The 20,888-nt window shown below is 67.2% G+C and carries 22 protein-coding genes; 7 read left to right on the forward strand and 15 right to left on the reverse strand.

The window, feature by feature from the left end:
- Positions 1-131 precede the first annotated feature (131 nt).
- From ACFPOB_RS15255 to ACFPOB_RS15265, 3 genes are all read left to right on the forward strand, one after another.
- Entirely contained in the window at positions 132-1,109 is a 978-nt protein-coding gene (locus ACFPOB_RS15255; protein ID WP_377799273.1) for a tripartite tricarboxylate transporter substrate binding protein, read from the forward strand.
- A gap of 240 nt (positions 1,110-1,349) precedes the next feature.
- Positions 1,350-2,060, forward strand: a complete 711-nt coding sequence (locus ACFPOB_RS15260) for a CoA transferase subunit A (RefSeq protein ID WP_377799274.1) — start codon at positions 1,350-1,352, stop codon at positions 2,058-2,060.
- Complete coding sequence (locus ACFPOB_RS15265) at positions 2,060-2,719, forward strand: 3-oxoacid CoA-transferase subunit B (RefSeq protein WP_377799275.1); 660 nt, start codon at positions 2,060-2,062, stop codon at positions 2,717-2,719. Before ACFPOB_RS15260 ends, ACFPOB_RS15265 begins: the two co-directional genes overlap by 1 nt.
- A 92-nt stretch (positions 2,720-2,811) precedes the next feature.
- Here ACFPOB_RS15265 and ACFPOB_RS15270 read toward each other — a convergent pair whose 3' ends face one another.
- The 5 genes from ACFPOB_RS15270 to ACFPOB_RS15290 form a co-directional block, all read right to left on the reverse strand.
- Positions 2,812-3,513 (reverse strand): ABC transporter ATP-binding protein, encoded by a 702-nt coding sequence (locus ACFPOB_RS15270; protein WP_377799276.1) that lies wholly within the window; start codon positions 3,511-3,513, stop codon positions 2,812-2,814.
- Complete coding sequence (locus tag ACFPOB_RS15275; RefSeq protein ID WP_377799277.1) at positions 3,500-4,285, reverse strand: ABC transporter ATP-binding protein; 786 nt, start codon at positions 4,283-4,285, stop codon at positions 3,500-3,502. Before ACFPOB_RS15275 ends, ACFPOB_RS15270 begins: the two co-directional genes overlap by 14 nt.
- Positions 4,285-5,238: a branched-chain amino acid ABC transporter permease gene (locus ACFPOB_RS15280; protein ID WP_377799278.1), complete on the reverse strand. Its 954-nt coding sequence runs from the start codon at positions 5,236-5,238 to the stop codon at positions 4,285-4,287. The genes ACFPOB_RS15275 and ACFPOB_RS15280 overlap by 1 nt, the downstream gene beginning before the upstream one ends.
- A 2-nt stretch (positions 5,239-5,240) precedes the next feature.
- The gene (locus ACFPOB_RS15285; protein ID WP_377799279.1) at positions 5,241-6,113 is read right to left on the reverse strand and encodes a branched-chain amino acid ABC transporter permease; all 873 of its coding nucleotides are present in this window, start codon (positions 6,111-6,113) and stop codon (positions 5,241-5,243) included.
- A gap of 185 nt (positions 6,114-6,298) precedes the next feature.
- The gene (locus tag ACFPOB_RS15290) at positions 6,299-7,435 is read right to left on the reverse strand and encodes an ABC transporter substrate-binding protein (protein ID WP_377799280.1); all 1,137 of its coding nucleotides are present in this window, start codon (positions 7,433-7,435) and stop codon (positions 6,299-6,301) included.
- 242 nt (positions 7,436-7,677) lie between these two features.
- On the opposite strand from ACFPOB_RS15290, the gene paaG reads away from it, so the two are divergent.
- From paaG to ACFPOB_RS15310, 4 genes are read left to right on the forward strand one after another with little or no spacing between them, the layout of a single operon-like run.
- On the forward strand, positions 7,678-8,463 hold the full coding sequence (gene paaG / locus ACFPOB_RS15295) for a 2-(1,2-epoxy-1,2-dihydrophenyl)acetyl-CoA isomerase PaaG (RefSeq protein ID WP_377799281.1): 786 nt from the start codon (positions 7,678-7,680) through the stop codon (positions 8,461-8,463).
- Positions 8,460-8,906 carry a hydroxyphenylacetyl-CoA thioesterase PaaI gene (gene paaI / locus ACFPOB_RS15300; protein WP_377799282.1) on the forward strand — a complete coding sequence of 149 codons (447 nt, stop codon included), beginning with the start codon at positions 8,460-8,462 and terminating at the stop codon, positions 8,904-8,906. The genes paaG and paaI overlap by 4 nt, the downstream gene beginning before the upstream one ends.
- 36 nt (positions 8,907-8,942) lie before the next feature.
- Positions 8,943-10,253 (forward strand): phenylacetate--CoA ligase PaaK, encoded by a 1,311-nt coding sequence (gene paaK / locus ACFPOB_RS15305; protein WP_377799283.1) that lies wholly within the window; start codon positions 8,943-8,945, stop codon positions 10,251-10,253.
- A gap of 6 nt (positions 10,254-10,259) precedes the next feature.
- A complete protein-coding gene (locus tag ACFPOB_RS15310) occupies positions 10,260-10,856 on the forward strand; it encodes a TetR/AcrR family transcriptional regulator (protein WP_100962870.1) in 597 nt (198 codons plus the stop codon).
- A 7-nt stretch (positions 10,857-10,863) separates the two neighbouring features.
- Here the strand turns inward: ACFPOB_RS15310 and paaZ are convergent, their stop codons facing one another.
- The 10 genes from paaZ to ACFPOB_RS15360 form a co-directional block, all read right to left on the reverse strand.
- Entirely contained in the window at positions 10,864-12,924 is a 2,061-nt protein-coding gene (gene paaZ / locus ACFPOB_RS15315) for a phenylacetic acid degradation bifunctional protein PaaZ (RefSeq protein WP_377799284.1), read from the reverse strand.
- 63 nt (positions 12,925-12,987) lie between these two features.
- Complete coding sequence (locus ACFPOB_RS15320) at positions 12,988-13,752, reverse strand: Phenylacetic acid catabolic protein (RefSeq protein ID WP_377799285.1); 765 nt, start codon at positions 13,750-13,752, stop codon at positions 12,988-12,990.
- The gene (gene paaE, locus ACFPOB_RS15325) at positions 13,742-14,815 is read right to left on the reverse strand and encodes a 1,2-phenylacetyl-CoA epoxidase subunit PaaE (protein WP_377799286.1); all 1,074 of its coding nucleotides are present in this window, start codon (positions 14,813-14,815) and stop codon (positions 13,742-13,744) included. Before paaE ends, ACFPOB_RS15320 begins: the two co-directional genes overlap by 11 nt.
- The gene (gene paaD, locus ACFPOB_RS15330) at positions 14,815-15,318 is read right to left on the reverse strand and encodes a 1,2-phenylacetyl-CoA epoxidase subunit PaaD (protein ID WP_377799287.1); all 504 of its coding nucleotides are present in this window, start codon (positions 15,316-15,318) and stop codon (positions 14,815-14,817) included. Before paaD ends, paaE begins: the two co-directional genes overlap by 1 nt.
- Positions 15,319-15,328: 10 nt before the next feature.
- A complete protein-coding gene (gene paaC, locus ACFPOB_RS15335) occupies positions 15,329-16,108 on the reverse strand; it encodes a 1,2-phenylacetyl-CoA epoxidase subunit PaaC (protein ID WP_377799288.1) in 780 nt (259 codons plus the stop codon).
- Positions 16,108-16,392 (reverse strand): 1,2-phenylacetyl-CoA epoxidase subunit PaaB, encoded by a 285-nt coding sequence (gene paaB / locus ACFPOB_RS15340; protein WP_377799289.1) that lies wholly within the window; start codon positions 16,390-16,392, stop codon positions 16,108-16,110. The genes paaC and paaB overlap by 1 nt, the downstream gene beginning before the upstream one ends.
- Before the next feature lie 24 nt (positions 16,393-16,416).
- Entirely contained in the window at positions 16,417-17,421 is a 1,005-nt protein-coding gene (gene paaA, locus ACFPOB_RS15345; protein ID WP_377799290.1) for a 1,2-phenylacetyl-CoA epoxidase subunit PaaA, read from the reverse strand.
- Between the two features lie 28 nt (positions 17,422-17,449).
- Positions 17,450-18,655 carry a 3-oxoadipyl-CoA thiolase gene (pcaF, locus tag ACFPOB_RS15350; protein WP_377799291.1) on the reverse strand — a complete coding sequence of 402 codons (1,206 nt, stop codon included), beginning with the start codon at positions 18,653-18,655 and terminating at the stop codon, positions 17,450-17,452.
- Positions 18,656-19,029: 374 nt separating this feature from the next.
- Positions 19,030-19,776 (reverse strand): siderophore-interacting protein, encoded by a 747-nt coding sequence (locus tag ACFPOB_RS15355; RefSeq protein ID WP_377799292.1) that lies wholly within the window; start codon positions 19,774-19,776, stop codon positions 19,030-19,032.
- Positions 19,773-20,882 carry an ABC transporter substrate-binding protein gene (locus ACFPOB_RS15360; protein WP_377799293.1) on the reverse strand — a complete coding sequence of 370 codons (1,110 nt, stop codon included), beginning with the start codon at positions 20,880-20,882 and terminating at the stop codon, positions 19,773-19,775. Before ACFPOB_RS15360 ends, ACFPOB_RS15355 begins: the two co-directional genes overlap by 4 nt.
- Positions 20,883-20,888: the final 6 nt, after the last annotated feature.

Raw genomic sequence — 20,888 nt, forward strand, 5'->3', positions numbered from 1 at the left:
TAGGCACCGGGGTCCTCGTGGCGAAGGACGCCAGCTCAGCAACGACACCGACAAGGAGGCTTCGATCCTGCTCGTCATGCCGCTCCCACCGGTATCGGCATGACCCCTCATAAACACCAAGGGAGGCATCCATGAACCGTCGTCGACTTCTGATTGCTGCCCTGCTTGCCGCGACTACGGCAGCCGCACCGATCCCCGCCCTGGCGCAGTCGCCCGACCCTGCATCGTCTTATCCGAACCAGCTGGTCCGCATCGTGGTGCCGTTCTCTGCCGGCAGCATGACCGACATCCTGGCGCGCGCCCTCGCCGAGAAGCTCACGGCGAAATGGAAGCAGCAGGTGATCGTCGAGAACAGGTCCGGCATTGCGGGAACCGCAAATGTCGCGAAGGCGCCGGCCGACGGCCACACCATCATGTTGACGTCGAACGGGCACGCCGTCATCAGCGCCATGAACCGGAACCTGAACTTCGACCCGCTCAACGATTTCGTCGGCGTGACGCAGGTTGCGACGATGCCGTCGATCCTGGTCGTCCCCCCGGACTCGCCGACAAGGACGCTGAAGGATCTGGTCGCGGCGGCGAAAGCCAAGCCCGGCGCGCTCAACTACAGCTCCGCCGGTCTCGGCAGCGCGACCAACATCGCAGCCGAACTCCTGCGGCAGACGGCGCGGTTCGAGATCGTGCATGTCCCCTACAAGGGCATGCCCGACGCCCAGACCGCCATCATGCGCAGCGATGCGGCGCTGGGCTTCACCTTCTTCAATGTCGGCGGCGATCTGATTCAGGCCGGCAAGATGCGCGCCGTGGCCGTCACCGGCGCGACGCGCATGCCACAGCTCCCCGACGTCCCGACCTTCGCCGAAGCCGGCCTGCCGGACTTCGCCTACGATGCCTGGTTCGGCATCCTGATGCCGGCGGCGACACCGAAGCCGATCGTCGCGAAGATCGCACAGGATATCGCCGAAGCCGTGCAGACGCCCGGCATGAAGGAACGCTTCGCATCTCAGGGCGTCGAACTCGTGTCCTCGTCGCCGGCGACGTTCGACGGTGTCGTCCGGGGCGATGCCGAGCGCTACGCCAAACTGTACCCGAAGAACCAGGGCAACTGAGCGGGCAGGCCGAGGGCCGGAAGGGCGGGCTCGCCCCGGCCAGGCGCGACGCCGCCCTGTCGGGAGCGCCGCTCGCCGACATGGCCGATGACCATCCGACACCGTCGACGCAGGACGAGACACCCGGTATTGATGCCAGCGTCGACAAGGCGCTGAGCAGGGCCGGCTGACGGCCGATGCCTCTGGCGGTCAGGCGTAAAGGATGACCCCGCCGGCGGCAGGGCAAGGGAAGAGGGAGCGATGACGCGCAAGATTTACGACGGCCCTGAGGCCGCCCTGGAGGGGCTGCTGTTCGACGGGATGACGATCATGTCGGGCGGATTCGGCCTCTCCGGCAATCCCGAGAGCCTGATCCCGGAGGTCCGCCGCTCCGGTGTGAAGAACCTCACCGTGATCTCGAACAATGCCGGCGCCGACGGTTTTGGCCTGTGGATGCTGCTGGAGACCCGGCAGATCAAGAAGATGATCGCGTCGTATGTGGGCGAGAACAAGCTGTTCGAGCAGCAATACCTCTCCGGCGAGCTCGAACTGGAACTCAATCCGCAGGGCACGCTGGCCGAGCGCATTCGCGCCGGCGGCGCCGGCATCCCGGCCTTCTATACCCGCACCGGCGTCGGCACGGTGGTGGCGGAGGGCAAGCCGGTCGAGGAGTTCGAGGGCCAGCTTTACGTTCGCGAGACCTGGCTGCGGGCCGACCTCGCGATCGTCAAGGCGTGGAAGGCCGATACGGCCGGCAACCTCGTCTACCGGCGCACCGCGCGCAACTTCAACCCGAACATGGCGACCGCCGGCAAGGTGACCGTCGCCGAGGTCGAGGAGATCGTGCCGGTCGGCTCGCTCGATCCCGAAGCGATCCACACCCCCGGCATCTATGTCGATCGCATCATCAAGAGCACGATCAACGAGAAGAAGATCGAGAAGCTGACCGAGCGCAAGAGGGAGACTGCCTGATGGCCTGGACCCGCGAACAGGTGGCCGCCCGCGCCGCCAAAGAGCTGCAGGACGGCTTCTACGTCAATCTCGGCATCGGCATCCCGACGCTGGTGGCGAACTACATCCCCGAGGGCGTCGACGTCACGCTGCAGTCGGAGAACGGCCTGCTCGGCATCGGCCCGTTCCCCTATGAGGGCGAGGCCGACCCCGACCTGATCAATGCCGGCAAGCAGACTATCACGATCCTGCCGAGTTCGAGCTTCTTCTCCTCGGCCGATAGCTTCGCGATGATCCGTGGCGGCCATATCGACCTGACCATCCTCGGCGCCATGGAAGTGGCGGCCAATGGCGACATCGCCAACTGGACCATCCCCGGCAAAATGGTGAAGGGCATGGGCGGCGCGATGGACCTGGTCGCCGGCGTCAAGAAGGTCATCGTCGTGATGGACCACGCCAATAAGGCGGGCGAATCCAAGGTGCTGGAGCGCTGCTCGCTGCCGCTGACCGGGGCCGGCGTGGTCGACCTGATCATCACCGATCTCTGCGTCATGTCCTGCGACAAGACGAAGGGCGGACTGACCCTGATCGAGCTCGCCCCCGACGTCACCCTCGACGCGGTCAAGGCCAAGACCGCAGCCCCCCTCGCAATCGCGCCGAGCCTCGCAAAGGCAGCCTGAAGACGCCGGCAGGCAGCTGCACAGGCAATCAAGAGGCGAACGGCCCCTGCCGACCAGGCATGGGGCCGTTCGCATGATCGTGACGGGCCAGCTCAGATCCCGAGATAAGCCTCGCGGATGCGCGGATCGGCGATCAGTTCCTCGGCGGTCCCACTGAAGCCGATGCGGCCAGTCTCCATGACATAGCCGCGATCGGCGATCCGCAGGGCCGCATAGGCGTTCTGCTCGACCAGCAGCACGGTGACCCCGAGCGACTTCAGGTTTTTCACGACGTCGAAAATCTGCGCCACCAGGAGCGGCGCCAGCCCCATGCTGGGCTCGTCGAGGAGCAGGCAGGCGGGCCGGGCCATCAGCGCGCGGCCGATCGCCAGCATCTGCTGTTGGCCGCCGGAGAGGCCGCCGGCCGGCAGGTTGCGCTTCTCCTTCAGGATCGGGAACATCGCGAAGGCGTCGGCCATGTCGCGCTCGACCCGCTCGTCGGCGAAGAGATAGGCGCCGAGCCGCAGATTCTCCTCGACGGTCAGGTTGGTGAAGATCAGCCGGCCTTCCGGCGATTGCGAAAGTCCCAGCCCCACGCGGCGATGCGCCGGAATCGCCTTCAACGCCTCGCCGCGGAAGATGATCGCGCCGCCGCTCGCCGGCTGGACCCCGGAGATGCAGCGCAGCAGCGTCGTCTTGCCGGCGCCGTTGGCGCCGACGACGGTGACGATCTCGCCCGAGCCGACCTCGAGATCGACGCCGTGCAGGACCTCGATGCGGCCATAGCGCGAGCGCAGGCCCTCAACCGACAGCATCGCCCGCCTCCGCGCTTTGCGTGCCGAGATAGGCCTCGATCACCCTGGGATCGCGCGAGACAGCGGCCGGCGCGCCCTCCGCGATCTTCTCGCCGCGATCGAGCACGACGATGTGCTGGGAGATGCGCATCACCATCTTCATGTCGTGCTCGACCAACAGGATGGCGACGCCGGACTTGGCGACCTCCGCGATCAGGTGGTCGATCTCCTCGGTCTCGACCGCGTTGCAGCCGGCGGCCGGCTCGTCGAGCAGGAGGATGCGCGGCTCGAGCGCCAGCGCGCGGGCGATCTCGAGGCGCTTCAGCGCGCCATAGGAGAGCGAGGAGGCCTCCCGCTCGGCGCCGCGCGCCAGGCCGACGCGCTCCAGCAATTCGGTGGCGCGCGCCCTGGCTTCGGCGCTGCGGCGGCGCGAGGACGGCAGGCTGAGGAGATCGCCGAGGACCGGCCCGCGCTCCTTGAGGTGGCAGCCGGTCATGGCGTTCTCCAGCACGCTCATGCGCTGGAAGATCTGCAGGTTCTGGAAGGTGCGGGAGAGGCCGCGCTCGGCGAGGCGGTTGGGTGCGATTCCCGTCACGTCCCGGCCGTCGAGTACGACCTTGCCGCGCTGGGGCTGGTAAACACCGGAGATCATGTTGAACAGCGTGGTCTTGCCGGCGCCATTGGGGCCGATCACCGAGACGATCTCGCCCGGCGAGACCGAAAAGCCGACATCGTTGACGGCGCGCAGGCCGCCGAAATCGATGCCGAGACCCTCGACCGAGAGGAGCGCCATCAGCCCCTCCCCTTCAGGCGGCGCATGATCGAGGGCAGCAGGCCCTCGCGCATGAAGATCATCACCAGCATCATGATCAGGCCGAGGATGAGGTTTTCGTATTGCTGCAGCACGGTCAGCGCCTGCGGCAGCAGGGTCAGCGTCGCGGCGCCGAGGATGGCGCCCGGCACCGAGCCGACGCCGCCGAACACCGTCATCGTCACCAGCTCGACCGAGTGCAGGAAGCCGGCGACATCGGGCGTGATGAAGCGGTTCATCAGCGCCAGCAGCGAACCGGACAACGAGGCGTAGACGGCCGAGATCACGAAGGCCGAGAGTTTCAGCCGGGCGACGTCGACGCCGACGGTGCGGGCTGCGACCTCGGAATCATGCAGGGCACGCAGCGCCCGTCCCGAGGGACTGTCATGCAGGTTGAGCGCGATCCAGGCGCCGGCGAGCATGACGAGGCCGGTGGCGGCGTACCAGAATTGCGCGTTGCTGAGCGCGATGCCAATGCTGGCGAGCGCGCTGCGCAGGCCGAGCTCGGCGACCTCGCGCCCGTCCGGACCGCCGGTGATCTTCGCCTCGTTGGCGAGCACCATCGAGACGAGAATGCCGAAGCCGAGGGTGGCGACGGCGAGGTAATAGCCCTTGAGCCGCAGGATCGGCCGGCCGATCAGCCAGGCGACGCCGCCCGAAAGCAGCGCCCCGAGCAGCATGGCGAGGCCGGGATGCAGCCCGAGATAGCCGGGGGCCAGCGCGCAGGCATAGGCGCCGATGCCGGCGAAGCCGGCATGGCCGAGGCTGATCTGGCCGGCGAAGCCGATCAGCACGACGAGGCCGGTGACGGCGAGCCCGTTGACGAAGATCAGCGCGCCGATGCGGTAGTAGAAGTTCGAGGGGAAGAAGGCTGGCGCCAGCGCGACCAGCACGGCCAGCACGATCAAAGTGAGATGTTTTTGGGACAGGCGCATCGTCAGACCCGGTCCATCGCCTTGCGGCCGAACAGCCCTTGAGGCCGCGCGAACAGGATCACGAGGATCAATACGAAGGCGACGGCGTCCTTGTAGACCGAACTGACATAGCCGGCGGTGAGCGCCTCGATCAGCCCGAGTAGCAGGCCGCCGACCAGCGCACCCGCCGGGACGCCCATGCCGCCGAGCATGGCCGCAGCAAAACCCTTCAGCGCCATCGCGACGCCAAGATCGTAGCTGGTCAGGGTGATCGGGGTGACGAGCACGCCGGCGAGCGCACCGATCGCGGCCGAGACGGCGAAGCTCAGCGTCATCATATGGTTGGGGTTGATGCCGACCAGGCTCGCCGCGATGCGGTTGTTGGCGGTGGCGAGCACGGCCTTGCCGGTCAGCGTGCGGGCGAAGAACAGCCAGAGCGCGAGGAAGATCGCGACCGCCCCGGCGATGACCCAGAGGCCCTGCGGCAGCATCGTCGCGCCGAAGATGCGGAGTGGGTCGTCACCGGAGAAGCTCGGGAAGCGATGGAGCTGCTTGTCGAAGACGAGCTGGGCGCTGCCGCGCAGGAAGATCGAGGCGCCGATGGTGATGATGATCAGGCTGGCGACGGGCGCGCCGCGGGCCGGCTCGATCGCGAGCTTGTTGAGGAGCACGCCGATCGTCGCCGCCGCGAGGATGGCGAGCAGCGCCGCCAGCGGCAGCGGGATGCCGGCCTGCCAGGCGAAGAAGGTGATCATGCCGCCGAGCATGACGAATTCGCCCTGGGCGAAGTTCACCACGTCGGAGGCGTTGTAGATCAGGGTGAAGCCCAGCGCGACCAGCGCATAGACCGCCCCAACCGTCACGCCCGACAGCAGGTATTGCAGAAGTTCGGGCACTTGATGCTCCCCGTGGCCAGATCAGATGCTGAAGGCCAGTCCAGCTCGTCATGCTCGCCCTTGTGGCGAGCATCCACGTCTTGAACACCGCCTTGCCCGAGGGAAGACGTGGATGGTCGGGACAAGCCCGACCATGACGGAAAGGGCGCCGCTCAGCGACCGCAGACGCGCCCCATTCCGGCGCCCTACTGCACCAGTGCCCAGTTGCCGCCCTGTATCTCGAGCATACGGAACGCCGAGAGGTCGAGGCCGAGATGGTCCGTTGCTGCCATATTGAAGGTGCCGGTGACGCCGACGAAGCCCTTGGTGCCCTCGAGCGCGTCGCGGATCGCCTTCGGCTCGGCCTTGCCGGCACGCTTGATCGCATCGACCAGCAAACGCAGGCCGTCATGCGCATAGCCGCCGAAGGTGGAGGCGGGCTGGTTGAACTTCGCCTGGTAGGCACTCGTATAGGCCGAGACGACCGCCTTCTGCGGGTCGTTCGCCGGCAGGAGATTGGCGACGAGGACCGCCGTGCCAGGCAGGCGCACGCCTTCCGAAGCCGGGCCGGCGAGGTCGATGAAGCTCTTCGAGGCAACGCCATGCGACTGGTAGAGCGGCATCTTGATGCCGAGCTGGCCGTAATTGCGGGTGACGATCGCCGGGCCCTGGCCGAAGCCGGGATTGAGGATCGCCTGCACATCGGCCTTGGAGCGGATATTGGTCAGCTGCGGGGTCATGTCGGCGTCGTTCGGGCCGTAGGTCTCCTCCGCCAGCACGGTGATGCCGAACTCGCCGATGACCTGCAGGCACTGCTTGCGCATCGAGGCGCCGAAGCCGTCCGAGCCGGAGATCAGCGCGATCTTGCTGAAGCCCTTGGCCTTCATGTCCTCGAAAATCTTGCGGCAGGCCATCCGGTCGGTATGCGGGGTTTTGAAGACAAAGGGCTTGACCGGGTCGATGATCTCGATCGCGCCCGCCAGCGAGATGAACGGGACCTTGGCGTTCTCAACGACCGAGATGATCGACATGGTGGTGCCGGTGGTCGAGCCGCCGACGATCGCGACGACCTCGTCGTCCTCGACCAGGCGGGTGGCGAAGGTGCGGGCCTTGTTCGGGTCGCCGCCATCGTCGTAGAGGACGAGCTTGAGCTTCTGGCCGAGCACGCCGCCGGCGGCATTGATCTCGTCGACCAGCAGCTTGAGGGTCTTGGCCTCGGGGTCGCCGAGCGAGGAAGCCGGTCCGGTCTCGGAAACCGAGGCGCCGATCTTGATGTCGGCGAAAGCCGGGCCAGCCAGGCCGAGCGTCAGCGCCAGCGCGCCGCCGATAACTCCGAACTTCATTGTTTCCTCCACGGTCCAAGCGCTTTCGTGCCGAAGCGCCCTTGTTTTCATGCCGCGCGGCTGAGGCCTCAGAGCGCGGTCGTTATCGTTTCCCCGCAGGCTCGATGCCGGCCGCGGACAGGCTGGGCCCATCCACGGCGCTCGCGCCTTCGTTGAGTTAATAATTGACCGACCGTTCGGACTATGCAAGGAATTTTTTGAAGCGACGGCCCAAAGGCCGCGACGTCATGGGAGGAAGGCTGGTGTCCGACACGGTCAAGGTGGAGCTCGCCGACGGCCTGCTGCGGCTGACGCTCAATCGTCCCGACAAGCTCAATGCCTTCAATGACGCGATGCATCTGGCGCTGCGCGCCGGTTTCCAGCGTGCGCATGACGAGAGCGAGGTCCGCGCTGTCCTGCTGACGGGGGCCGGGCGTGGCTTCTGCGCCGGCCAGGACCTGGGCGATCGCGACCCGCGCAAGGAGATGGCGCCGGATCTCGGCCGCACGATCGAGACCTTCTACAATCCCCTCATCCGGCTGATCCGGAGCCTCGACAAGCCGGTGATCTGCGCGGTCAACGGCGTGGCGGCCGGCGCGGGCGCCAATATCGCGATCGCCTGCGACATCGTGCTGGCCGCCCGCTCGGCCAAGTTCATCCAGGCCTTCTCCAAGATCGGCCTCGTGCCCGATTCCGGCGGCACTTGGAGCCTCGCGCAAGTGCTCGGCGAAGCCCGCGCCAAGGCGCTCGCCCTGACGGCGGAACCGCTGACGGCCGAGACCGCAGCTTCCTGGGGCCTGATCTGGCGCGCCGTCGACGACGCCGAATTGATGAGCGAGGCCGAGGCGCTCGGCAGGAGGCTCGCCGCTGGCCCGACCTTCGGGCTCGGCCTGATCAAGCAGGCGATCCAGGCCGCGGCCGGCAATACGCTCGACCAGCAGCTCGACCTGGAACGCGATCTGCAGCGCCAGGCGGGGCGCAGCGCCGACTATGCCGAGGGCGTGCTCGCCTTCCTCGACAAGCGCCAGCCGAAGTTCAGCGGACGATGAGCCTCGACGTCTCCGATCCGCTCGCCCTCGCCCGCGCCTGCGCCGCGGCGATGTGGGAGAAGGACCTCGCTTCCCGCAGCCTCGGCATGAGCCTCGATGCGGTCGGTCCGGGCGAGGCGCGGCTGTCGCTGACCGTCACGGCCGAGATGACCAACGGCCACAAGACCTGCCATGGCGGCTACATCTTCACCCTGGCGGACTCGGCCTTCGCCTTCGCCTGCAACAGCTATAACCAGAACACCGTCGCGCAGCACTGCTCGGTGACCTTCATGCGCCCGGCCTTCGAGGGCGACCGCCTCACCGCGAGCGCGCGCGAAATCTCGCGGATCGGCCGCGGCGGCATCTACGACATCAGGGTGACGAACCAGAACGGCGAGCATGTCGCGGAATTCCGCGGCCACTCCCGCACCGTCAAGGGCACGCCGATACCCGCGCCGGGCTGAACGTTCCGGCCGAAACAAGACAAGCGGAGGATACCCATGGAAGACCTTTCGCCCCGCCCGGGCGATCTCGACCCCATCGAAACCGCCTCCCGCGACGAGATCTCGGCGCTCCAGCTCAAGCGGCTGAAGACGACGCTCGACCACGCCTATCGCAATTCGCCGCACTACCGGGCGCGGTTCGACGAGGCCGGCGTCCATCCGGACGATCTCACGACGTTGTCCGATCTCGCCAAGTTCCCGTTCACGGTGAAGCAGGACCTGCGCGACACCTACCCGTTCGGGATGTTCGCGGTGCCGCAGGAGAAGGTCGCGCGCATCCACGCCTCCTCCGGCACGACCGGCAAGCCGACGGTCGTCGGCTACACCCAGAACGACATCGAGATGTGGGCTTCCTGCGTCGCCCGCTCGATCCGGGCGGCGGGCGGACGGGCCGGCGACATCTGCCATGTCGCCTATGGCTACGGCCTGTTCACCGGCGGGCTCGGCGCCCATTACGGCGCCGAGAAGCTCGGCTGCACGGTCATCCCGATCTCAGGCGGCATGACCGAGCGCCAGGTCTGCCTGATCCAGGACTTCAAGCCGCGCATCATCATGGTGACGCCGTCCTACATGCTGTCGATCCTCGACGAGTTCCGGCGCCAGGGCATCGACCCGCGCAGCTCCTCGCTCGCCGTCGGCATCTTCGGCGCGGAGCCCTGGACCAACGCGATGCGCGCGGAGATCCAGCAGGATTTCGACATGCACGCCGTCGACATCTACGGCCTGTCCGAGGTGATCGGCCCGGGCGTCGCCAGCGAGTGCGTCGAGACCAAGGACGGCCTGCATGTCTGGGAGGACCATTTCTACCCGGAGATCATCGATCCCGAGACCGGCGCGGTCCTGCCCGACGGCGAGATGGGCGAGCTCGTCTTCACCTCGCTGACCAAGGAAGCGCTGCCGATCATCCGCTATCGCACCCGCGACCTGACCCGGCTTCTGCCGGGCACGGCGCGGGCAATGCGCCGGATCGAGAAGATCACCGGCCGCAGCGACGACATGATCATCCTGCGCGGCGTCAACATCTTCCCGACGCAGATCGAGGAGCAATTGCTGAAATGTAGCGGGCTCGCCCCGCATTTCCAGATCGAGCTCGTGCGCGCCGGCCGGATGGACGACATGGTCGTGCATGTCGAGGCGATGCCGCACGCCGCCGATGCGGCCGCCCGTGCCTCGTCAGCCAAGGAACTTGCGCACCACATCAAAAGCGTGGTGGGGGTGAGCACCACGATTGAGGTCGGCGACCCCGATTCGGTCGAGCGTTCGGCCGGCAAGGCCAGGCGCGTCGTCGACAACCGGCCGAAAGGATGACAGGCGATGGCCCGCACCAGGGCTGCGGATTTCGACGAGAAGCGGCGAAGCATCCTCGACAGCGCCGCAGCCGTCTTCGCCAAGCTCGGCATGGAGCGCGCCTCGATGGCGCAGATCGCCCAGGAGAACAACGTCTCCAAGGCGCTGCTCTACCATTACTATCCGAGCAAGGACCTGCTCATCTTCGATATCGGCCGCACCCATCTCGTCGAGCTGGAGGCGGCGATCATCGAGGCCGACCGGCCCGATCTCGAGCCAAGGGCGCGTTTGCGCCATCTGATCGGCGGCGTGCTCGAGAATTATCGCACGGCCTCGAACTTCCACCAGGTCCTGCTCAACGGCACCGGCTCGCTGACCGACGCCCAGAGGCTGGAACTGCGCGAGATGGAGCGCCGCATCGTCAAGGCGTTCTCGGACGTGCTGGTCGACATCAACCCGGCGCTGGCGAAAAGCAGCGCCGGTGTGACGCCGGTCACCATGTCGCTCTTCGGCATCCTGAACTGGGTCTACACCTGGTTCCGGCCGAGCGGCGCGCTCAGCCGCGAAGGCTATGCCGACATGGTCACCACGCTGTTCTTGGACGGCGCCAGCGCGATGAAATAGGCGGCGCTCACGCCGGCCAGGTCTTCGCCACCATGGTCAGCACATCGTATTGCGCGACGAGCTGGGCCTCCTGATTGCTCACCGTACAATCCCAGCGCACCTCGCCATAGTTTTCCGTCGCGCGCGGATTGATCTGCTTGCAGGTGAGGGTCACCTGCAGCGTGTCGCCCGGATTGACCGGGGTGAGGAAGCGCAGCGCGTCGACGCCGTAATTGGCGAGCACCGGGCCCGGGGCCGGATCGACGAAGAGGCCGGCGGCGAAGGAGACGATCAGGTAGCCATGCGCGACGCGGCCGTCGAAGAACGGGTTCGCCTTGGCGGCCTCCTCGTCCATATGGGCGTAGAAGGTGTCGCCGGTGAAATGGGCGAAATGCTCGATGTCCTCCAGCGTGACTGTGCGCGAAGCGGTGACGAGCTGGTCGCCGATCTCCAGTTCGGCCAGCGACTTGCGGAAGGGATGGATGCCGTCTTGCCGTGTCTTCGCACCCTGCATCCAGCGCCCAGTGACCTCCGACAGCAGCCAGGGCGCGCCCTGGATGGCAGTGCGCTGCATGTAGTGCTTGACCGAGCGCATGCCCCCTAACTCCTCGCCGCCACCGGCGCGGCCGGGCCCGCCATGGACCAGCACCGGCAAGGGCGAGCCATGGCCGGTCGAGGACTTCGCACTCACACGGTTGCCGAGCATGACGCGGCCATGCCAGGGGCCGAGCGCCTCGACGGCCTCGCGTGCGAAGCCAGCGTCGTTGGTGAAGACAGAGGCGACGAGACTGCCCTTGCCGCGCCGTGCCAGCTCCGCCGCCTCCTCGGCAGTCTCGTAAGGGATGATCGTGCTGACCGGGCCGAAGGCCTCGACATCATGCACGGCCTTGGCTGAGCCCGGCTTGTCGCAATAGAGCAGCACGGGGCTGAGGAAGGCGCCGGCCTCGGCATCGCCAGAGGTCAGCTTCGCCTGCCTCGGATCGCCGGCGACGATCTCGGCATCCCCCTGCAGTTCGGCGATGCGGGCGCGGACCTCGTCGCGCTGCGCGAGGCTGGCGAGCGGGCCCATCCGGGTCGCTTCCTCGCCGGGATTGCCGAGCGCGGTCCTGGCGAGACGCTCGCCGAGCGCCTTGATCAGCGGCTCGACCGTGGCGCGCGGCGCGATCACGCGACGGATCGCCGTGCACTTCTGCCCGGCCTTCACCGTCATCTCGCGGGCGACCTCCTTGACGAAGAGATCGAACTCCTCGGTGCCGGCGACCGCATCCGGCCCGAGGATCGCGGCGTTGAGCGAATCCGCTTCCATGGTGAAGCGCACGGAATTCTCGACGATCGCCTTGTGCGCCCTAAGCTTGCGGCCGGTGGTGGCCGAACCGGTGAAGGTCACGACATCCTGGCAATCGACATGGTCGAGCAGATCGCCGACCGACCCACTGATCAGCTGCAGCGCGCCCTTGGGCAGGATGCCGGTGGCGATGATCCTGCGGACCATCAGCTCGGTCAGATAGGCGGTCTGGCTCGCCGGCTTGACGATCGCCGGCATGCCGGCGAGCAGCGTCGGCGCCAGCTTCTCCAGCATGCCCCAGCACGGGAAGTTGAAGGCGTTGATATGGATCGCGACGCCTTCCAGCGGCGTCAGGATGTGCTGGCCGGAGAAGGTATTGGCGCGCGAAAGCGCCTCGACCTCGCCGTCGACGAGGGTGCGCGTGTTCGGCAGTTCGCGCCGGCCCTTCGAGGCATAGGACAATAAGGTGCCGATGCCGCCCTCGATGTCGATCCAGCTATCGGTGCGCGTCGCGCCGGTCGCGGTGGAGAGGGCGTAGAACTCTTCCTTCGCCTCCATCAGCGCCTGGCCGAGCGCCTTCAGCATCAGGGCGCGTTCATGGAAGCTCAGCTTGCGCAGCGCCGGCCCGCCCGCCTCGCGGCCATGGTTCAGGGCGCGCTTCATGTCGAGACCGCTGGCGTCGATCAGCGCGACCTCAGCGCCAGTCGCCGCATCGAGCAGAGGCACGGCCTTGCCGGCGCCGCGGACCCAGTCTCCGGCGATATAGGATTCGAGCTGGCGGACGGTCTTCACTGGCGCGTTCATCCCTTGAGATCCCTTGTCGATCGCGGTGTGCGGCTTGTCGCCGTCGTCGGTTGAATGTGCTGATCAGGCCATGCCGATGGCGTGCAGCAGCTCGTCCACCTGCCGCTCCCAGGCGGCGGCAAGCTCGGCATTGCCGGTGTGGCGCAGGCCGAACCTCCTCTGCGTCTCGAAATGCGCCGAGCTGCCGCGGCCGAAGCTCGCTGCGACGCGCGGGCGCCAATAAGCCAGCGCCGCGGCGACATGCGACCGATTGGCTGCGTCTTCCAGCAATTTCCGCAAGCCTTCCTCGCCGAGCTCCTTGTGCCGACGCTCGCGCGGCAGGATGGCGCGGAAGATATCGCCGAGCGGCTGGTAGGAAAGCCCCGCGAACTCCTCGATCTGGATCACCACGGCCTGGCCCATCAGCACGTTCATCACGACAGCGTCGAGCCAGCCCTGCAGCGGGTAGTGCAGCACGGCGAGCCGCATGTCGGCGCCGTGACGGGCGGCACCGAGATCGCTGTCGCGCGCCACGCGCTCGGCCCAGGGGTGGTGATTGGCATAGCGCGAGATGTCGGCGCCGAACTCGCCCATCACCGCGAGCACGCGCTCGGCGTGGTCGAGCTTTTCCAGCACGATGCGGGATGCCGCGATGCGCTCCTTGATGCCCGGCCCCTGGTTGATGATATCCGCGAAGCCGGCGGCACCCGCCAGCTCGCTGTCGACGAAGGTGGCCATCAGCCTGAGTAGTTCGCCGCGATAGCGCGGCGGCGCGTTCTCAGGCGTGGTCAGCTTGCCGCCCTGCGCCAGATAGTCTTCGAGCGGCATGCTGTCGGTGTCACTGGTCATAGGTCACCACCACCCGGTCGGAGAGCGGATAGCACTGGCAACTCAGCACATAGCCCTGGCGGACCTCGTAATCCTCGAGGGCATGGTTGGTCGCCATCTCGACCTCGCCCTCGACGACCATGGCGCGGCAAGTCGAGCAGACGCCGGCCTTGCAGGCATAGGGCGCGTCGAGACTGGCGCCGAGCGCCGCCTCCAGGATGGTCTGGCCGGTCTTGGCCATCTCGATCACGCGCGTCGTGCCGTCGAGCGTGATCGTCGCGGTGCAGGTCGCGGCCTTGCCGTTGTCGACAGCACTCTTGACGACATGCTTACCGCGGCGCGGCGCCGAGGCGAACAGCTCGAACTTGATCTGGTCGTCGCGCAGGCCGTGCTCGCGCAGCGCCGCCGCGATCGCCAGCATCATCGGCTCGGGACCGCAGATGAAGGCCATGTCGATGGCGGCAATGTTGATCCAGCCACTGAACAGCCTGGCGCATTTCTCGGCGTCGATCCGGCCGGAGAAGAGCTCGACCTCCTGCGCTTCGCTCTCCAGCACATGCACCACGTTGAAGCGGCCGAGATGGGTGTTCTTGATGTCCTCCAGTTCCTCGCGGAACATGATCGAGTTGATCGAGCGGTTGCCGTAAACCAGCGTGAAGCGCGATCCCGGCTCGCGCGCCAAGGTCGTCTTGATCAGCGATAGCACCGGTGTGATGCCGCTGCCGCCGGCGAAGCCGAGATAATGCCGCTTCTCCTCCGGCTTCAGCGGCACGTGGAAGGCGCCCATCGGTGGCATCGCCTCGACCACGTCGCCGGGTTTCAGCTCCTCGTTCGCCCAGGTCGAGAAGGCGCCACCATCGACGCGCTTGATGCCGACCTTGAGCACGCCCTCGTCCTTGCCGGCGCAGATCGAATAGGAGCGGCGCAGCTCCTCGCCCTCGAACTCCCTTCGGAACGTCAGGTACTGGCCTTGGGTGAAGTCGAAGGCGGCGCGGTCTTCAGGCCGCGGCGCGAGCGTGACGACGACCGCATCGCGCGTCTCGCGGCGGATATCGGCGACCTCCAATGGAAAGAAGCGTGCCATCAGATGCTCTTGAAGTAGTCGAACGGTTCCAGGCAGTCGGTGCAGCGGAAATGCGCCTTGCAGGGCGTCGAGCCGAACTGGCTGATGCGCTCGGTCCTTTGCGAGCCGCAGCGTGGGCAGGAGACCTTGAGCGGCACCAGCGCACCGGCGCAGGCGGCCGTGCCCTCGACAGGCGGGGCGATGCCGTAGTCTCGCAATTTGGCCCGGCCCTCGGCGCTGATCCAGGCGGTGGTCCAGGCCGGCGATAATTGCCGCTTGAGCCTGAGCTTCTCGATGCCATGCTCGCGCAGGCCACGCTCGATCTCGAGATTGATCACGCCGGTCGCCGGGCAGCCGGAATAGGTCGGGGTCACCGTCACCTCTAGGAGGTCGTCGACCCAGGCGACATCACGGATGATGCCGAGATCGACCAGCGAGATCACCGGGATCTCGGGATCGGGGATCTCGCCGAGCCAGGACCAGATCTCGGCGACGGCCGGGCGGGAGATGGTGACGGCGTCCATCAGCGCCTCCTCACCAGCTGGCGCCGGGATAGGCGCGCTGCAGGAACTGCATCTCGGCGAGGATGTAGCCGAGATGCTCGGAATGGACGCCGCGCCGGCCGCCCTTCTGGACGAAGCTTTTCTCCGGCGCCTTCAGCGTCGCATCGGCGAAGGTTCTGCCGACATGCTCTTGCCAGGCGGCCTTCAGCGATCCCGGCTCCGGCGCGAGACCAGCGGCCGCCAGTTCCTCGTCGACCGCATCGGCGAGGAACATCTCGCCGGTATAGGGCCAGAGAAAGTCCACGGCCGCCTGCATGCGGGCATGGCTTTCCGCCGTGCCGTCGCCGAGGCGGACGACCAGATCGGCGCTGCGCTCGAGATGGTAGGCGACCTCCTTGGAGGCTTTCTCGGCGATCTCGGCGATACGCTTGTCCGCCGAGCCGATCAGCGCCTTGAGCAGCGGCAGATGCCAGGCGTCGAACAGATATTGCCGCATCAGCGTGCGGCCGAAATCGCCATTGGGCTGCTCGACCAGCAGGAGATTGCGATAGCCGGAGACATCGCGCAGGAAGGCGAGATTGTCGGGCGTGCGGCCCTTGCCCTCGGCCTCGCAGGCGAGCCCGAGCCAGAGCTGGGTCTGGCCGATCAGGTCGAGCGCCGTGTTGGCGAGCGCAATGTCCTCTTCGAGAGCCGGGGCATGGCCGCACCATTCCGAATTGCGATGGCCGAGGATCAGGCAGTTGTCGCCCATGCGCAGCGCGAACTCGGCGACCGCCGACGAAACCGCAGAGGAAGAGGCCGGGGCGCTCATCACATGTGTCCCACTTCGTCCGGCACGTCGAAGAAGGTCGGATGCCGGTAGACCTTGGCGTTGGCCGGGTCGAATAGCGGGCCCTTGTCGGAGGGCGCGCTGGCGACGATGTCGACCGAGCGCACCACCCAGATGCTGACGCCCTCATTGCGGCGCGTATAGACATCGCGGGCGTTCATGATCGCCATCTCGGCATCGGGCGCGTGCAGGCTGCCGACGTGGCGGTGGTTGAGGCCGTGCTGGCCGCGGATGAAGACCTCCCAGAGGGGCCATTCGCTCGACATCATCAGCTCCCTTGCGTCGGCGTGTTACTCGGCAGCGATGCGCGAGGCCTGACGCCGCACGGCCTGCTTGCTCGCATGGGCGGTCAGCCCGTCGCGGAACCAGGCACCGTCGTTCCAGGCCTTGCGGCGCGCCTCGAGTCGTTCGTGGTTGCACGGGCCTTCACCTGAGATCACCGCGAAGAACTCGGTCCAGTCCGGCTCGCCGAAATCATGACCGCCCTTTGCCTCGTTCCACTTCAGCGCGGGATCGGGGACGGTGAGGCCGAGATACTTGGCCTGCGGCACGGTCTGGTCGACGAATTTCTGGCGGAGCTCGTCATTCGAGTTCTGCTTGATCTTCCAGGCCATCGACTGGGCCGAATGCACCGAGGCATCGTCGGAGGGGCCGAACATCATCAGCGAGGGCCACCACCAGCGATCGAGCGCGTCCTGCGCCATCGCCTTCTGCTCCGGCGTGCCCTTGGCAAGCACGGTCATGATGTCGAAGCCCTGGCGCTGGTGGAAGCTCTCCTCCTTGCAGATGCGCACCATGGCGCGGGCGTAAGGGCCGTAGGAGCAGCGCTGCAGCGGCACCTGATTCATGATCGCCGCGCCGTCGACCAGCCAGCCGATCGCGCCGATATCGGCCCAGCTCAGCGTCGGATAGTTGAAGATCGAGGAGTACTTGGCCTTGCCGGAATGGAGCTGCTCGTACATCTGGTCGCGGCTGATGCCGAGCGTCTCCGCCGCGCAGTAGAGATAGAGGCCATGGCCGGCTTCGTCCTGGACCTTGGCGAGCAGGATCGCCTTGCGCTCCAGCGTCGGCGCGCGGGTGATCCAGTTGCCCTCGGGGAGCTGGCCGACAATCTCGGAATGGGCGTGCTGGCTGATCTGGCGGATCAGCGTCTTGCGATAGTCCTCCGGCATCCACTCCTTCGGCTCGATCTTCTGGCCGGCGTCGATGCGCTCCTGGAAGGCGCGCTCCTGCGGCTCCATCTCGTCGAGGCTGCGGACCCGCTTCGCCTCGGTCTTGACCATCTGGGCATACATCGGCCTGCCTCCTGTTCCGCCTCGCGCGTCAGACGCGCTCGAGGATCACTGCAATCCCCTGCCCCACCCCGACGCACATCGTGCAGAGAGCGTAACGCCCGCCGCTGCGCTGGAGTTGCCACATCGCCGTCGTCGCCAGCCGGGCGCCGCTCGCGCCGAGCGGATGGCCGAGCGCGATCGCGCCGCCATTCGGGTTCACCTGCGGGGCATCGTCCGGCAGGCCGAGCTCGCGCAGCACCGCGAGCCCCTGCGCCGCAAAGGCCTCGTTCAGCTCGATCACGTCCATCTGCGCGAGTTCCAGCCCGGCGCGCTGCAGCACCTTGCGCACCGCCGGCACCGGGCCGATGCCCATGATGCGCGGCGCGACGCCGGCGGCCGCCATCGCGACGACGCGAGCACGCGGCGTCAGGCCATTTGCCTTCGCCGCCTGCTCGCTCGCCACGATCAGCGCGGCCGAGCCGTCATTGACGCCGGAGGCATTCCCGGCGGTGACGCTGAGATCGGGACCGTTGACGCCCTTCAGCTTGGCCAGCTGTTCGAGCGTCACGTCGGGGCGCGGATGCTCGTCGCGATCGACGATGACCGGATCGCCCTTCTTCTGAGGCACGGCGACCGGCGCCATCTCCTCAGTGAAACGGCCGGCAGCCTGGGCCGCCGCCCAGCGCTGCTGGCTGCGCAGCGCGAAGGCGTCCTGATCCGCGCGCGAAACGCAGAAATCGGCGGCGACATTGTCGGCCGTCTCGGGCATGGAATCGATGCCGAAGGCCTTCTTCAGCTTAGGGTTGACGAAGCGCCAGCCGATCGTGGTGTCGTAGACCGCATTGGCCCGCGAGAAGGCGGCATCGGCTTTCGGCATGACGAACGGTGCGCGCGACATGCTCTCGACGCCGCCGGCGAGCATCAGCTCGCAATCGCCGGCGCGGATCGAGCGGGCGGCAAGCCCGAGCGCATCGAGGCCCGAGCCACAGAGCCGATTGACCGTGGTGCCGGGCACATCGACCGGCAGCCCGGAGAGGAGGACGGCCATGCGCGCGACATTGCGATTGTCCTCGCCGGCCTGGTTGGCGCAGCCGAGAATGACGTCGTCGACTTGGGCCCAATCGACGGAAGGGTTGCGCTCCATCAGCGCGGCAAGTGGGATCGCCGCGAGATCATCGGCACGGACACTCGAAAGCGCCCCGCCATAGCGGCCGACGGGCGTGCGAACCGCATCGCAAATGAAAGCGTCCGCCACGATGTCTCTCCCCGAGTTCCGCGCCTTTGTTTTTATCAACCGACCGGTCGGTCATTTAATTGCACGAATTCGAGGAGAGATCAACAGGTCGAAGGAAGTTGCGACGGCTTTGCTCGACCACTGCTCAGCGCGTGCCGGGCGCGCCGGAAAACGGGCGTAGTCAGATCGAAAATCGGGCAGATACAGCGCCGGCGCGTGGCCGCGTGCGCCCGGGGTGCCGCATCGGCTCCGCCGTCATCCCAGCGCCCAGACCAGACAGCGCGTATCGGGCAGCGAGACGAACAGGCCAGCCGGCATCCGTCGCTCCCTGCACGGATGCGACCAGTCAGGCTCCGCTATGGGCGTCGTCGCGCGCCCTGCCGGAACGCATGGTGTCAATCATCGACGTGATCGTGGCCGCCAATGCGCCCGGGCCGCCAGTAGCCCTCCGACGCAATGGCGGTCTTCGGCATCCCGCGTTCGACCAGATGACGGCGCCAGGAGCGGACATTGCTGGTCTCGCCGACCAGATAGGCCTGGCCCTGGCCTGAAGGCAGCGGCAGCGCGCGCAAGGCCTCCAGCACCAACGGATTCGGGCCGGGCGCGATGCCATCGCGCGCCAGCCATCGACTGGTCAGCGTCGCCAAAGTCTCGATCGGTGTTTCGTCCGAGGCCGAGGCGGTTTCGATCAGTGCGAGAACGGTCGCCGCGGCCGGCATCGTCTCGAGCATGTGGCGCAGGGCCGGCATGCCGGTCTCGTCGACGCAGAACAGATGCCAATCCGCACCCGGAGCGACGACCGTGCGACCGCGCGGGCCAAGCGCGAGCAGGCTGTCCCCCGCTCGTGCCGCCCGTGCCCAGCTCGGCGCCGGCGTCGAGCCATGCAGGACGAAATCGATGGCGAGGCGCTTCGCCTCCCGGTCGAGCCAGCGGATGGTGTAGTCGCGCCGGCCGGTGCCGCCCTCCGGCAGCGGCATGCGCAGCACGAGTGCCTGACCCGGCCGATAGTCGAGCTGGTCGAGCGTGTCAGCGGTGAAGACGACGCGACGCAGGCGGGGCTCGACGTCGAGGGCCTCGACGACGGACAGATGCCATTCTTCGAGGGCGGGGCGGGATGCGGGCGCGGCAGGCATGTCGGTCATGGCAGCGAGGTCCAGTAGACGCCGTCGATCGGAAAGGGCTGGAAGCGCTGGTGCAGCTGGTGCAACAGCCCCTCGGGATCGAGATCGGCGAAGAGCGCGGGATGCAGCCATTTGGCGAAGGCCTGCACCGCCGCGACGTTGAAGGGCGAATTGTAGAAGTGGTGCCAGACCGCGTGCGCCCTGCCAAGGCGCACCGCTTCCAGCTGCGAGATGCCGGTGCGCGCCATCGAGCGCTTGAGGCTCGCCTGCGCGACCTCCGTCGAAACGCCGGCGCCGAGCGCGAGCCAGGGCTTGCTCTCGGCAGACGCGGTGCCGCCGATCGCGGTACCGACATAGACCTGCGGCGGATGGGCGAGGAGCCATTCCAGGCTGACGGTCCCGGCTTCGCCCGGCACCATCGCCTCGGCGACGTTGAAGCCGCCCGCCGCCGTGACGAAGCGACCGATCATGCCGCGCGTCATCGTCTCGCAGCAGCTCACATCGAGCCCGACGCGGCTTTCGACGAAGACGCCGACGGGCGCCGGCTTCGCCTGCTTCAGCCGGTCTTCGACCTCTTTCAACGCTTTGCGCCAGGCGGCGAGGAATTCGGCGGCCTCCTTCTCGCGGCCGAGCACCTGGCCGAGCAGTTCCAGCGATTTCGGCGTGTTGACCAAGGGATCGCTGCGGAAGTCGATGAACACGATCGCCGTGCCGGTCTTCTCCAGCGCCGCGATCACCTCGCCGGAGCGGGTATCGGGGCCGTGGCCACCGAGGCCGAAGATCGCGACCTGCGGCCTCAACGCGATTGCCTTCTCCAGGCTGAAGCTCTCCTTGGCGGCACGCCCGATCCGGGCGATCCCGGCGATCTTCGGGAAGCGCTCGCGATAGCGGGCATAGCTCGCCGGATCGACGGCCTCATAGTCGCCCATCATGCCGACCACGCGCCCGACCGGATCGTCGCGGTCGAGAATGGCGAGAGCCGGGACATAGCGGCCCTCGCCGATGATGATGCGCTCGACCGTGTCAGGCACCGTCACCGTCCTGCCGGCGAGATCGGTCACTTCGCGCGCTTCGGTCACCGCAACAGCAGCGAACAGAACCAAGCCGGACAGCAACGCTCGCAACATGGCCCG

It is taken from the genome of Allobosea eneae, from assembly GCF_042657265.1.
Taxonomy (GTDB): Bacteria; Pseudomonadota; Alphaproteobacteria; order Rhizobiales; family Beijerinckiaceae; genus Allobosea; species Allobosea eneae.

Bases quoted from the DNA above. Each gene is read 5' to 3' on its own strand.
- ACFPOB_RS15255 (WP_377799273.1), top strand. From the start codon at position 132: ATGAACCGTCGTCGACTTCTGATTGCTGCCCTGCTTGCCGCGACTACG.
- ACFPOB_RS15260 (WP_377799274.1), top strand. From the start codon at position 1,350: ATGACGCGCAAGATTTACGACGGCCCTGAGGCCGCCCTGGAGGGGCTG.
- ACFPOB_RS15265 (WP_377799275.1), top strand. From the start codon at position 2,060: ATGGCCTGGACCCGCGAACAGGTGGCCGCCCGCGCCGCCAAAGAGCTG.
- ACFPOB_RS15270 (WP_377799276.1), bottom strand. From the start codon at position 3,513: ATGCTGTCGGTTGAGGGCCTGCGCTCGCGCTATGGCCGCATCGAGGTC.
- ACFPOB_RS15275 (WP_377799277.1), bottom strand. From the start codon at position 4,285: ATGGCGCTCCTCTCGGTCGAGGGTCTCGGCATCGATTTCGGCGGCCTG.
- ACFPOB_RS15280 (WP_377799278.1), bottom strand. From the start codon at position 5,238: ATGCGCCTGTCCCAAAAACATCTCACTTTGATCGTGCTGGCCGTGCTG.
- ACFPOB_RS15290 (WP_377799280.1), bottom strand. From the start codon at position 7,435: ATGAAGTTCGGAGTTATCGGCGGCGCGCTGGCGCTGACGCTCGGCCTG.
- paaI (WP_377799282.1), top strand. From the start codon at position 8,460: ATGAGCCTCGACGTCTCCGATCCGCTCGCCCTCGCCCGCGCCTGCGCC.
- paaK (WP_377799283.1), top strand. From the start codon at position 8,943: ATGGAAGACCTTTCGCCCCGCCCGGGCGATCTCGACCCCATCGAAACC.
- ACFPOB_RS15310 (WP_100962870.1), top strand. From the start codon at position 10,260: ATGGCCCGCACCAGGGCTGCGGATTTCGACGAGAAGCGGCGAAGCATC.
- paaZ (WP_377799284.1), bottom strand. From the start codon at position 12,924: ATGAACGCGCCAGTGAAGACCGTCCGCCAGCTCGAATCCTATATCGCC.
- ACFPOB_RS15320 (WP_377799285.1), bottom strand. From the start codon at position 13,752: ATGACCAGTGACACCGACAGCATGCCGCTCGAAGACTATCTGGCGCAG.
- paaE (WP_377799286.1), bottom strand. From the start codon at position 14,815: ATGGCACGCTTCTTTCCATTGGAGGTCGCCGATATCCGCCGCGAGACG.
- paaD (WP_377799287.1), bottom strand. From the start codon at position 15,318: ATGGACGCCGTCACCATCTCCCGCCCGGCCGTCGCCGAGATCTGGTCC.
- paaC (WP_377799288.1), bottom strand. From the start codon at position 16,108: ATGAGCGCCCCGGCCTCTTCCTCTGCGGTTTCGTCGGCGGTCGCCGAG.
- paaB (WP_377799289.1), bottom strand. From the start codon at position 16,392: ATGTCGAGCGAATGGCCCCTCTGGGAGGTCTTCATCCGCGGCCAGCAC.
- paaA (WP_377799290.1), bottom strand. From the start codon at position 17,421: ATGTATGCCCAGATGGTCAAGACCGAGGCGAAGCGGGTCCGCAGCCTC.
- ACFPOB_RS15355 (WP_377799292.1), bottom strand. From the start codon at position 19,776: ATGACCGACATGCCTGCCGCGCCCGCATCCCGCCCCGCCCTCGAAGAA.
- ACFPOB_RS15360 (WP_377799293.1), bottom strand. From the start codon at position 20,882: ATGTTGCGAGCGTTGCTGTCCGGCTTGGTTCTGTTCGCTGCTGTTGCG.